11 protein-coding genes are annotated in these 12124 nt (G+C 45.7%); 10 read left to right on the top strand and 1 reads right to left on the bottom strand.

Translation table 11 applies throughout. The features are described from left to right. The first annotated feature begins 379 nt into the window (after positions 1–379). From BMW45_RS10725 to nagZ, 10 genes are all read left to right on the top strand, one after another. The gene (locus tag BMW45_RS10725) at positions 380–1795 is read left to right on the top strand and encodes an ABC transporter substrate-binding protein (RefSeq protein WP_092243215.1); all 1416 of its coding nucleotides are present in this window, start codon (positions 380–382) and stop codon (positions 1793–1795) included. A 123-nt stretch (positions 1796–1918) separates the two neighbouring features. After that, positions 1919–2812: a carbohydrate ABC transporter permease gene (locus tag BMW45_RS10730; protein ID WP_092243218.1), complete on the top strand. Its 894-nt coding sequence runs from the start codon at positions 1919–1921 to the stop codon at positions 2810–2812. Between the two features lie 14 nt (positions 2813–2826). Then, positions 2827–3690 (top strand): carbohydrate ABC transporter permease, encoded by an 864-nt coding sequence (locus tag BMW45_RS10735; RefSeq protein WP_092243221.1) that lies wholly within the window; start codon positions 2827–2829, stop codon positions 3688–3690. 25 nt (positions 3691–3715) lie between these two features. Next, positions 3716–4663, top strand: a complete 948-nt coding sequence (locus tag BMW45_RS10740; protein WP_092243224.1) for a BadF/BadG/BcrA/BcrD ATPase family protein — start codon at positions 3716–3718, stop codon at positions 4661–4663. After that, complete coding sequence (locus BMW45_RS10745; RefSeq protein ID WP_092243227.1) at positions 4641–5522, top strand: ROK family protein; 882 nt, start codon at positions 4641–4643, stop codon at positions 5520–5522. Before BMW45_RS10740 ends, BMW45_RS10745 begins: the two co-directional genes overlap by 23 nt. Continuing rightward, a complete protein-coding gene (locus BMW45_RS10750) occupies positions 5519–6835 on the top strand; it encodes a 6-phospho-beta-glucosidase (protein ID WP_092243230.1) in 1317 nt (438 codons plus the stop codon). Before BMW45_RS10745 ends, BMW45_RS10750 begins: the two co-directional genes overlap by 4 nt. Before the next feature lie 5 nt (positions 6836–6840). Further along, the gene (locus tag BMW45_RS10755) at positions 6841–7821 is read left to right on the top strand and encodes a GNAT family N-acetyltransferase (RefSeq protein ID WP_092243233.1); all 981 of its coding nucleotides are present in this window, start codon (positions 6841–6843) and stop codon (positions 7819–7821) included. Then, positions 7806–8522: a PIG-L deacetylase family protein gene (locus tag BMW45_RS10760; protein WP_092243236.1), complete on the top strand. Its 717-nt coding sequence runs from the start codon at positions 7806–7808 to the stop codon at positions 8520–8522. The genes BMW45_RS10755 and BMW45_RS10760 overlap by 16 nt, the downstream gene beginning before the upstream one ends. A gap of 107 nt (positions 8523–8629) precedes the next feature. Continuing rightward, complete coding sequence (locus BMW45_RS10765) at positions 8630–9772, top strand: exo-beta-N-acetylmuramidase NamZ family protein (RefSeq protein WP_092243242.1); 1143 nt, start codon at positions 8630–8632, stop codon at positions 9770–9772. A gap of 16 nt (positions 9773–9788) precedes the next feature. After that, on the top strand, positions 9789–11309 hold the full coding sequence (gene nagZ, locus BMW45_RS10770; protein ID WP_166433318.1) for a beta-N-acetylhexosaminidase: 1521 nt from the start codon (positions 9789–9791) through the stop codon (positions 11307–11309). 98 nt (positions 11310–11407) lie between these two features. On the opposite strand, the gene BMW45_RS10775 is transcribed toward nagZ, so the two are convergent. Then, entirely contained in the window at positions 11408–11986 is a 579-nt protein-coding gene (locus BMW45_RS10775; protein ID WP_092243247.1) for a hypothetical protein, read from the bottom strand. Positions 11987–12124: the final 138 nt, after the last annotated feature.

A 12124-nucleotide genomic window follows, 5' to 3' on the forward strand; every position in this document is an offset into this window, starting at 1 on the left:
AGAAATGTCTTATTTTTACAGACTATCTGACCTGCTTCTTTTTACGAACTATGGAAGGTGAAGAAAAAAGATGTTCTTTAATAAAACAATGATAAAAATGCGTAAATAGAATGGATTATTGTAGAAAAATATAAGAGAAAATGTCGAAAATGATGGTGAAATTTGGAATATTATTTCAATGTGTGAAATAATATTTCGTAATAATTGGAATTCTTTGACAAAAAGAATTCATAAATATATAATGGAAACAGCTATGAGGAAATGGTAGGCATTTGGACAGGGATCGCATTCCCATAAAGGCGAGGGAGAAGTTGGCAAAGGCACATAAATACGTGCGTCACGCCATAGAGCAGATATAAAAAATAATGGAGGAGAAAACATGAAAAAAAGAAAACTATCCGTACTGTTGGCAGCAGCCATGATTGCCAGTACACTGGCGGGCTGCGGAACTACCGCAAAGGGCACTGCGGTGCAGCAAAGCAATGGAAAAGACATTGTTAAGGCATTGCTTCCGCCTGTTTCTGCATCCTATCAGGATAAACTGATGGAATATGCAAAGGAATTTAACGAAGCCAATCCTGATTTGGAGCTGCAGATCACAACGGCAAGCTGGGAAGACATTACGGAAAAACTGGATGTTCAGGTAAATGCAGGCTCTCCGCCTGATATTGCCTTCATCGGCTCTAACGGAGTCACGAAATATCTGGACACGGAAATGCTGGTAGACATTTCCCAATATGCGGATAAGGAAATGATAGAAGATTATAACGCAGATATTATCAACTATTTTAAAAATGGTGACGGGCTTTATGGATTCCCCGCCTATGTGGAGATACAGGCAATCGGCGGTAATAAGGCCATGCTGGAGGAAGCAGGGATCGACTGGCAGGGAGTACAGAAAAATGGCTGGACCTATGAAGAATTCCGGGAAGCTATCAAAAAGGGTGTTGTAAAGAACGGAGACAGCTATTCCCGGTACGGCTTTGTTTTTGCCTGTTCAGGCGTAGCGGCAAAGGATTATTTTTCAATCTTTGTAAAAAATGCAGGTATGCCTGCCGCCTTTGACAAAGATTTGAAATATACATATACGAGCAGTCATATGGTTCCATTTTTAAAAGACATCAGAGCCTTAATCGACGATGGCTCCATGCCGAAAGAATTAAGTTCCGTGGATGCGGGAAAACGATGGAACATGTTCCTGACCGGGCAGACCATGATCACCGGAAAGGGACTTTCGGTTTTTGAAAAGTTAGCTGCCGATAATAATAAAAAGCTGGCTGCTAATGACGGAAGTGCAGTAGAAGGAAGCCAGGAAGTGGAATACATCGTATTGCCGGTTCCTACGTTCCAAGGAAATAAGCAGCAGGCCCAGGGAGCAGTAGATGGATATGTGTGCTTCCGCGGCAAGGATGAACCAAGCCCGGATCATTTAAAGAACGTGGCGAAGGCTGCCTATTTCCTGGCAAGCGGTAAAAGAGCGGCAGAAACCTGTCAGGAGCTTTATATCAGCCCCATATGCAAATCCGGAGAAGAAGCATTTGCTTCCCTTCCTCCGATGGAAGGGAAAAATGAGAATAATACAAAAGCAGTTAAAAACTTTGCCTCCCAGGTGGCGGAAGCCAGACCTGACATCCCGGCTGATTTAGGGGCAAAGGCTATAAAAATTGAGGATGAGGTTATTCTACCAAAATTCCAGGGGTTATTAGCAGGAGAAATTACCCCGGAGGAGATGCACGAGGCCATTAAAAAGGCTGCAGTGGAGGCGTTTGGTGAGGAAGGCTGTGTCATGGATTAATGGGAAATGAGATCCATAGGTTTTCATGATTTACGGGCATTGGTAATCGTAACAGGTGCCAATGCCCATTTCTTATCTGGGGGATCATTATGCTTTTTAGAATGAAGGGAGAGGGGAAGGAGTATGCAGACAGCAAAGAAAAGAAAGCGGTTAAACAATGATGCCAAATGGGGGTATGTTTTCGTATTCGTGCCCATTGTATCATTTATTATCTTCACATTATATCCGGTAGTCCAGGCGGCAATTGTAAGCTTTCAATCCTATAAGCCCCTAAAAACAGAGTTTGTGGGATTTGCTAATTACAGTAACACATTGAAAAACGGACTATTCTTTAAATCCATCTGGAACACTGCCGTGTATACGGCCGTAACGGTGCCCATCTCCATCCTGGTGGCATTTATCATCTCCATTCTGCTGGTTCCCTTTAAGAAAAGAAGCCAGTCATTTTTTAAAGCAGTATTTTATCTGCCCGGGATTGCATCGGGAGTAGCTCTCTCCTTTGTATGGAAATGGATATTCGATCCTCTGCCAAGCGGCCTGTTAAATTCGGTGATCCGGGCATTTGGGATCCAGAATCAGAACTGGCTGGGCAGCTCTCAGACGGCTATGCTGTCACTGATTATCATGACAATATTCTCAGGCCTTGGTTCTACTGTCATTATTTATGTAGCTGCATTGCTTGGGATTGATCCCACTTATTATGAGGTTGCCAATATTGACGGAGCAACCTTTTTGCAGAGGATCAAATACGTAGTATGGCCTATGGTCAAACCGACCACTGTTTTTCTGACCATCACCGGAGTGATCAATGCGTTCCAGGCATTTCAGACGTCGTATTTAATGACAGGGGGCGGACCGGATCATGCCACTACTATGGTAGGACTGCTAATATTTAACAATGCTTTCAAATATTTTAACTATGGGGAAGCATGTGCACAGGCATTATTATTGGCAGGAATCATTGCGGTCTTTGCAGTCTTACAGTTTAAGGTAATGGCTGCAGATGTTGAGTACTAGGAAGGAGGGCTGGTATGGGTTTGTTCAGGCAATATGGGGACGATCAAAGATGTAAATCAGTGTTAAGAAACGGGGCAATGGCAGCCATCCTGCTCTTCTTGGCCGTCCTGACTCTGTTTCCAATTTATTACATGGTTATCTCATCCTTTGGACCGCCAAATGAGATTGGGGCAGCCAGTTATACTCTGTTTCCTAAATATGTAACATTGGATTCCTATAAATTCTTTTTTGGATTTAGCAAAAGCTCGTTCCGCTGGATCGTAAATTCTATGATTGTTGCGGGCGTCGTCACATTAAGCAATGTGGTCTTTGCCGGAATGGCTGGGTATGCATTTGCAAAAGTAAGGTTTCCGGGAAGTAAGGTATTATTTTTCCTTCTGTTGTTTGCGATGATGGTACCCTATCAGGTCACGCAGGTTCCGTTGTACATATTGGTAGCCAATGTGCTGAAGCTGACAGATACTTATACCGCATTGATCGTGCCGTCTCTGGTCACCTTCTACAATGTATTTATGGCGAAACAGTTCTTTTCTTCCCTACCCACTTCTATTCTGGAAGCGGCAAGGACAGAAGGCTGCAATCAGTTTCAGATCCTGATAAAAATAGTCATACCTATTTCAAAAACAATTTTATCCGTTATGGCGATCATGACCTTTATGGGCAGCTGGAATACCTTTTTCTGGCCGTTTCTGATATGCAACAATGAACAGATGCAGACCATTCAGGTTGGGCTTAAAAACTTCAGTTTTGCAAATACCACTTATTTTTCACCAATGATGGCAGGGGCAACAATTTCGGCATTGCCTATGTTTATACTGTTCTTTACCTTGCAGAAATATTTTCTGGAAGGAGTAACGGTGGGTGCGGTGAAGGGATAACAGAAGGAAAAAAGGGGGTAATCAATTGAATGGACCGTTTGTAATAGGAATGGATGGGGGCGGGACCGCCACCACTGTAATGGTAGCCGGACTTCATGGTGATCCAGTGAAAAGTTTCCGTTTAGGGCCTTTAAACATCAATGGACAGTCCCGGGAAGCGGCAGAACATACGTTGACGGATTTAAAGAGTGAACTGGAACTGTCAGGTATGAATATGAGTGACTGCAGGGGTATCTGCATTGGAGCCGCCGGAATCAGCAACCGGGATACGGCAAAATTGCTGACCCGGAATTTGAAAGAACTGGGGCTGCAGGGAGTGATCAGGCTGGTGGGAGACCATGAAACTGCCCTGGCAGGGGCGCTTGAGGAACCAGCCGGCGTCATACTCATTGCCGGGACCGGTTCGATTTGTTATGGGATCAATGAGTCCGGAGCTAAGTTCCGGGCCGGGGGCTACGGCCATATCATTGATGATGCCGGAAGTGCCTATGCCATTGGAAGGGATATTTTAAAAGCAGTGGTGAGGTCATCGGATGGGAGACAGGGGCAGACCGTATTGAAGGAAAAAACATTCCGCTATCTAAAGATGGATTCTGTGGAGGATCTTATCACCTGGCTGTATCAGCCAGGGAGAAGCAAAAAAGAGATCGCCGCCCTGGCTCCCCTTCTGGAGGAAGGAATCAGGGAGAAGGATCCGGCTTCCACGGAGATTCAGGATCATTGCGGGGAAGAACTGACGGAGCTGGCGGGAGCCGTACTGACTCATTTTAAGTCTCCGGTTTCCCTGGTTGTAAGCGGAAGTGTATTAATGAAAAATAATGAGATATACTGCCTGTTTTGTGAAAAGGCGAAAAAAAGATTTCCCCAGCTGGAGATCATGAAGATGAGGGGGGAAGCTGCCCAGGGGGCCGTCAGGATCATATTACGGGAGACAGCGGAAAGGAACGGATATGAAACAATACCTGGCAATTGATATAGGAGGTACTTACATAAAATACAGCCTTATGGATACGGAATACCGGGTTCTTCATGAAGGAAATACACCAACGGAAAAACTGCCGGCTGAATTTCTCCGGCAGTTCATGGGGATCGTGAAGACCTATGTGGATCAGATAAGCGGCGTTGCAATCTGCATGGGCGGTTTTATCCATCCGGTAACAGGAGAAAATACGGATTTCAGCGTTGGGGCTAATTTCAGGGCGTATCGTTTAAAGGAAGAGATAAACAGGAACTATCCAATTCCCGTTGTACTTGAAAATGACAGCAATTGCGCCGCACTGGGAGAAATGGTACGAGGAGCAGGAAGGGGGTTTAGGGATATTTGTATGGTCACCTTTGGAACAGGGATTGGTGGTGCCATCATCATAAACCGGGAATTATACCGGGGCAGCCACTTTAAATCCGGGGAGGTGGGATTTACCAGAGTCGGCCTCCGGGATGCAGATGGAAAGCCGGCGGCAGAAGGAACAGGAGCAACCTCTCTTCTGGTCAGAAAGGTATCGGAGATCCTTGGCTGGGAGGTGGATGGAGCGTATATATTTAACCACCTGGACCAGCCGGACATTGACCGGGTATACCGGGAATGGCTTTACAAGGGTGCAATGGTGATCGGCAACTTTGCTGTCACGGTAGATCCTGAAATACTGCTGATCGGCGGGGGAATCAGTGAAAATAAGATATTTATAAGGGATATGAAAGAAGCGGTATATACCCTGTATCCCCACCTGGAACCATATACGGCCATTGAGGCCTGTGAACAGGGAAATATGGCAGGGAGAATGGGGGCCCTGTATTTATTACTGCAAAGCGGAGAAGGAGGCGTTCAGTCATGAAAAAGGGTGTAAAAATCGTGGCAATCGGAGGAGGGTCCAGTTACACACCGGAGCTGGTGGATGGATTTTTAAAAAGGTACAAAACCCTGCCTGTGAAGGAGCTATGGCTGGTGGATATCCCAGAGGGTGAGAAAAAATTACAGATTGTAGCTGAATTTGCAAAGCGTATGGTAAAAAAAGCAAGAGTTCCAATGAAAATCCATACAACCCTGGAACGGAGAGAGGCTCTTTCCGGAGCTGATTTTGTCATAACCCAGCTGCGGGTGGGACAGCTGCAGGCAAGAGTGAAAGACGAAAGGATTCCCTTAAAGCACGGGCTCCTGGGCCAGGAAACCAATGGTGCAGGCGGCCTGTTCAAAGGTATGAGGACCATACCGGTTATTTTGGATATCTGTAAAGACATGGAGGAACTGTGCCCGGAAGCATGGCTGATCAACTTTACAAATCCGGTAGGCATGGTCATGGAGGGAGTGAACCGTTACTGCGGCTTCCGGAAGTTCATCGGGCTGTGCAATGTCCCTTACGGAATGCATAAGGCGGTGGCAGATCAGCTTGGAAGGCCTATGGAAGAGGTGAATGTCACCATGGGCGGTCTGAATCATATGGTTTACGTGACCAGAGTGGAGGCAGATGGAAAGGACATAACGGAAGACGTGGTCAGCCATTGGGGGGAAGGCGGCGTTGTGAAGAATATAAAGGCAGTCAGCTGGGACAAAGATTTTGTAAAAGAGCTTGGAGTGCTGCCATGCTCCTATCACAGATATTATTATATGGCAAAAGAATATCTGGAAGAAGCCCTGGAGAAATATGAAAAACATGAGACAAGAGCAGAGCTTGTGGAACAGGTGGAAAAAAAGCTGTTTGAGCTTTATCAGGACCCTGAATTGGATGAAAAACCGGAATTGCTTTCCCAGCGGGGCGGTGCTTATTACAGTGATTCTGCATGTAATCTGATCCATTCCATTTATAATGACAAGGGAGATATTCAGGTGGTAAACACCGTAAACAGAGGTGCCATAAAAAATTTCAGAAATCATGAGATCGTGGAAGTCAGCTGCAGGATAACAAAGGATGGACCGGTTCCGGTAAACGGTGTGGAACTGCCATGGACGGTCAACGGTCTTTTGCAGCAGATCAAATCTTTTGAAATAGCCGGGTGCCGGGCGGCCATAACCGGAAGCCCACAGAAGGCCCTGCTGGCACTAATGATCAATCCCCTGGTGGGATCCCAGAAAGAAGCAAAGGCCGTTCTTTATGAGCTGCTGGAAGCACATAAAGAATATCTGCCTCAGTTTTTCAGCCATAAGGAGTGATTTGGATGTTATTTTTGGATCTGAGCAAAGAGAATGTAGGAACCGCCTATGAATTGTTTGAAGATGCGGTCCGGGCAAAAGAGGTATTGTTCTGTCCCTTTGAAAGCCAGAGTGACTTTTTTAAGTTTTTTATGGAAGACCAGGCAGAAGAGGTGAACAAAATCACCATTCTGGAAGAACATGGCTGGGGATTTGCGTCCGGCTGCTTTTTAAGCGGCGAGAGCAGAGCCTATCTTTCCATGATTGCTGTAAAAAAGGAAATGCAGAGACAGGGAATCGGAAAAGCAATGCTTGCCTGTCTGGAGGATAGACTACGTAAGGAAAGCGGAGTTTCAAAGATAGAAATTGTTTTCTTTAATCCCATGACCTTTCCCTGGCAGATTCCGGGGAAAAAGGCGGCAGATCACCCCAATGCTCCGGGAGTGGACGTGGGAAGTAATGCCTACCTTTTCTTCAAAAACTGCAGGTACCGGGATTATGCCATGCAGAACAGCTATTATTTAGACCTTGATGATTATTCTGAGCCTGATTTTGCGGCAGACATCAAAGAAAGGTTGGAAAAAGAGGATATTACGATAGAGATTTATAATTCTGACATGCATTACGGCATGGAAGAAATGATACATAAGTTCCAAAATCCTTTGTGGGAAAGAGACATTCTGGTGGAGGCGGCAAAGGGAGAAAACAGCCGTCCCATTCTGATCGCAGCACACAATGGCAAAGTGATCGGCTTTACAGGTCCGCTGGATGTAGAAAAGAGCGGAAGGGGATATTTTTGCGGAATCGGCGTAGATCCCGATTACCGGGGGAAAAGGATATCAACAATCCTGTTTTGCGGGTTATGCATAAGCCTGAAGGAAAAGGGGGCAGGTTTTATGAGCCTTTTTACAGGAGAAAATAATCCGGCAAGAAATATTTATGAAGCTGCAGGTTTCCGGATTGTAAGGACCTGGGCAGATATGAGGAAGGAATGGAAAGACGGATGAATGGAGAAAGAAAGTGCATCATGGCGATAGGAGGCCATGTGGGAGATGTAGAGCTGACTAGCGGTGGATTTCTGGCGACTATGGCACTTAAGGATTACCGGATCGTTACTGTGGCATTAACCGGTGGGGAAAGAGGGAATCCGCCTGATAGGTCTGTGGAAGAATACAGAATACAAAAGGAAAAGGAAGCCGTTTCCTTTGCCAAGATGCTGGGAGGGGAGGCAGTGGTATTCCCTTACACGGATGGAGAATTGCCGGACAATGAGGAGGTAAGGTTTCGGCTTTGTGATACGATCCGGCAATACCGGCCCGCTGCATTGCTGACTCATTGGAAGAACAGCATGCACAAAGATCATGAAACAACCCACAGGATCGTTAAGGATGCTCAGTTTTTCGCAGGGCTTTCCGGACTTCAAAGGGAAAACAGCGCTCATTTTGCAAAAGGGCCCTACTATGCGGAAAACTGGGAAGATTCTGCTGGCTTTGAAAAATATATTTATCTGGAAGTTTCAAAAGAAGGATTTGAACTATGGAAAACAGCCATTGACACCCATTGGTTTGCCGTACACAGTCCATCGTTTCCCTATAAAGAGTATTATGAGCATCTCATGAGAGTAAACGGCTGCCTGGCAAGAACCGGGTATGCAGAGGCATTTGATGTGGATCAGGAACAAAAAAAGGTTATATTATCGGAAGTGTAAAGCCACTTCCGATAATCGGATGGGCGGGCTATAAAACAGCCCTTTTATCTTCACTTGCGTTGCAAGCGAAGATAAGTTATATTATCGGAATTATAAAGAGGGTCAATATGGTGAAAAACGGGATCGAATGTGTGGACCGCTGGCATAAGGTCTTTGAGGGGAAACGTCTTGGTCTGATCACTTCCATTTCAGGCGTTGACAGGCATTTAAATTCTACCATCGACATACTTCATAAAAAATACCGGCTGACAGCCCTGTTTGGACCGGAGCACGGAGTCAGGGGAAATGTTGGCGCAGGCGGTGATGTTGAGGACTACATAGACACGGATACCGGATTGCCGGTATATAGCCTGTACCGGAAAAATTCAAAGAGGCTGACCAAGAAAATGTTAGATAAAGTGGATGCCGTAGTATATGATATTCAGGATCTTGGGGTCAGATATTACACCTTTATATCAACGATGATCTATGCGTTAGAAGAGTGCGCTAGTTATGAAAAAGAGCTTATTATACTGGACCGCTATAATCCTCTGGGGGATCTGGCGGAGGGCAACTGCTTAAAACCCGGATTTGAAAGCTTTGTAGGGGCTTATCCTCTGTGTATGCGCTATGGTCTTACGGTGGGAGAGCTGGCCCTTATGGTAAATAAGGAGAAAAACCTTGGCTGCCGGCTGACGGTAATTCCCTGTGAGGGCTGGAACAGGCATACCATGCATCCGGAGACCGGTCATGTGTGGGTGATGCCAAGCCCGGGAATTCCAAGATATGAAACTGCCCTCGTATATGCGGGAACCTGCCTTTTTGAAGGAACAAATATATCAGAAGGAAGGGGAACTACGGCACCTTTTGAAATAATCGGTGCGCCATTTGTAGATGCAGGTAAGCTCGTAAAGCATATGACAGAAAAAAGACTTCCAGGCGTGTTGTTTTCCCCGGCTTATTTTACACCCTACTTTTCAAAGTTTAAGGGAGAAGCCTGCGAAGGAATCCATATTCATGTTACGGACAGTCGGGCCTTCCGGTCCACGATCTGCGGTCTGGAGCTTCTTGATGCAATAAAGACCATTTATGAAGACCGCTTTTCTTTTCTGGATCCTTATGAGGGAAGCACCAGGCGGATGGAAGATCTTTTGTTCGGATCAGATCAGCTGGCAAAGAATGCCTCTTCAAAAGAAGAATTGCTGGCCGGATTTGAGAGGGATGCAAAAGCGTTTTCAGAGCGCAAAAAAGCATATCATCTTTATAAATGAAAGAGGTGACTTGAGTATGGGGGAAATGACATTAAAACAAAAGATCGGACAAATGATCGTGGCCGGTTTTCCAGCCAGAGAGTTAAGTGAAGACATGATACAGCTGGTAAGAGAGTATAAGGTTGGGAACGTTATCTTGTTTTCCCATAACATAGAAAGCAGGAACCAGCTAAAGGGACTTTGTGAGTCCATTCAAAGGCTGGTAAAGGAAGAAACCGGAGAATATGCCTTTATCACCATCGACCAGGAGGGTGGAGTTGTAAGAAGACTTCCCGAAGGATCGGTCAGCATACCGGGAGCAATGGCTCTTGCACAGACCGGAGATAAGGAAAATGCATATGAGGCGGCTCTTCTTACGGGGCAGGAATTAAGAGAGCTGGGAATCAATTTCAATCTGGCTCCGGTACTGGATATTAATAACAACCCGGATAATCCGGTGATCGGTGTGCGAAGCTTTGGACCGGATAAGACTGTGGTAACCGAATTTGGCTGTGCAATGGTGAAAGGATATTTAGATTCCGGAATCATGTGTTCGGTGAAGCATTTTCCGGGCCATGGCGATACGGCAGTGGATTCTCATCTTTCCCTGCCCAGCATCCGGAAATCCTATGATGAACTGGAGCAGGAGGAGCTGATTCCGTTTATAGAAGCCTTCCGGCGGGGAGCCACAGCCGTAACCCTGGCCCACATTTTGTTTCCCAAAATCGAAAAAGAAAATTTACCGGTAACCATGTCAGAAACCATGATCCGGGGAATCTTGAGAAACAGGCTGGGATTTGAAGGATTGGTGATTTCCGATTGCCTGGAAATGAATGCCATTAAAGAATACTTTGGTACTGCTTCCGGAGCTAAAAAGGCCATAACTGCAGGTGTGGATCTTGTATTCATTTCCCATACGGCAGGCCTTGCAGCGGAAGCGGCCAGGGAAATAGAGAGGGCAGTGAAATCCGGCGAGATTCCATTATCCCGGATAGATGATGCTGTGGAACGGATCCTGGCATACAAAAAAAGATATGCAGCGCCCAATGCAGTTGTGGGAAAGAAATCCCTTAAGGAACCGGGAGAGTTTGTAAAATCACTGTTTCGTGACAGTATACGGTTTACGAACCGGGAAAGGGGATATGGCCATCTTCTGGGAGAAAATCCAGTATTTTTAAGCTGTTTTGCCTACCGTTCCACTTTGGCCTCTAGCCGTGTGATGGAGGATCTGCTGTTTGCTGCATATATGCAGGAAAGGTTTGGTGGAGATGCGTATTCTTTTTCCATAGATCCGGATTCAAGGGAAATAAACGAAATACTGGAAAGGGTAAACGGTAAGAGATATACCAATCTTGTACTTGGCACCTACAATGGACATTTAAACCGTGGTCAGAGTTTCCTGGCAAAAGAACTGGAAAAGTTAAAGATACCGATGGTTATGGCGGCATTCCGAAATCCCTATGATCTGGATGAAGTCGGTGATGAGGTTGATAAAATTGCGGCATATGAATACAGCAGACAATCCTTTGAGGCTGTGGTGCTTTTGGTTAAGCAGTGAAGTTGTAAAAGGGGTAATTCCATAGAACTGTGTATAAATCCCTTTATCTTAAAGTAACGGAGAGAACCGTCTGCAGGATGACTGCAGACGGAATACAGTTAATTCATAATGCTGATACTGGATACAGTATCTCCATCTAAAGTGATTCGTACCACGGTGTCCGCGGACAGATCAGAAACAGAAGCGCTTTCTTTTTCCATACCTTTCGTAATGACAGCAGAATCAGGTATGGTGTAAGTTTTTGATTCCCCGTCGAAATTCATTTCCGGCTGCTTTCGTTCCCTGTTATCGGAACCTGTCTGCCCGCTGTCATCTGCCTGCTTATCAGGAAGGGGGGCTCCTTCCTCTGATTTTTCGGGAAGGGTCATGCCACCAGTCGGTTTTTCGGGAGGAGCTATGCCATCTGAAGACCTATCCGGCGGAGTCGTTCCGTTATTCCTGCCCTCTTGTGTCTGGGCACCTTCTGGCTTATCTCCTTTGTTTGCAAGAATTACCGTCATGGTCTGGTTATCAATTGAAGTGATCTTAGCCATAATGCCGGGCTCTTTTGCCGGCTGCTCCTGCTGAGCTTCAGTCTGGACTGCTGACGCGGTGGTGGCATTGCTGTTTGTGCTGCAGCCGGTGAGCGCCAGGATGCAGATGCCCGCACATAATAGGTTTATTCTATTTTTTTTCAAGCTTCTCACACCTTTCATGGTTTTGATTTCAGATAGGGTGTATCTGATGTGGTCGATTATAACGCACGTTTCTTAAAAAGAACTGAAAAATTATATGAATTTTCCATCTTTAGGAATTCTTAACGCCTATTTTCCCAT

It is taken from the genome of Lacrimispora sphenoides (assembly GCF_900105215.1).
Taxonomy (GTDB): Bacteria; Bacillota; Clostridia; order Lachnospirales; family Lachnospiraceae; genus Lacrimispora; species Lacrimispora sphenoides_A.

Coding starts and splice junctions, on each gene's coding strand:
- BMW45_RS10725 (WP_092243215.1), top strand. CDS start 380: ATGAAAAAAAGAAAACTATCCGTACTGTTGGCAGCAGCCATGATTGCC.
- BMW45_RS10730 (WP_092243218.1), top strand. CDS start 1,919: ATGCAGACAGCAAAGAAAAGAAAGCGGTTAAACAATGATGCCAAATGG.
- BMW45_RS10735 (WP_092243221.1), top strand. CDS start 2,827: ATGGGTTTGTTCAGGCAATATGGGGACGATCAAAGATGTAAATCAGTG.
- BMW45_RS10745 (WP_092243227.1), top strand. CDS start 4,641: ATGAAACAATACCTGGCAATTGATATAGGAGGTACTTACATAAAATAC.
- BMW45_RS10750 (WP_092243230.1), top strand. CDS start 5,519: ATGAAAAAGGGTGTAAAAATCGTGGCAATCGGAGGAGGGTCCAGTTAC.
- BMW45_RS10755 (WP_092243233.1), top strand. CDS start 6,841: ATGTTATTTTTGGATCTGAGCAAAGAGAATGTAGGAACCGCCTATGAA.
- BMW45_RS10760 (WP_092243236.1), top strand. CDS start 7,806: ATGGAAAGACGGATGAATGGAGAAAGAAAGTGCATCATGGCGATAGGA.
- BMW45_RS10765 (WP_092243242.1), top strand. CDS start 8,630: ATGGTGAAAAACGGGATCGAATGTGTGGACCGCTGGCATAAGGTCTTT.
- nagZ (WP_166433318.1), top strand. CDS start 9,789: ATGGGGGAAATGACATTAAAACAAAAGATCGGACAAATGATCGTGGCC.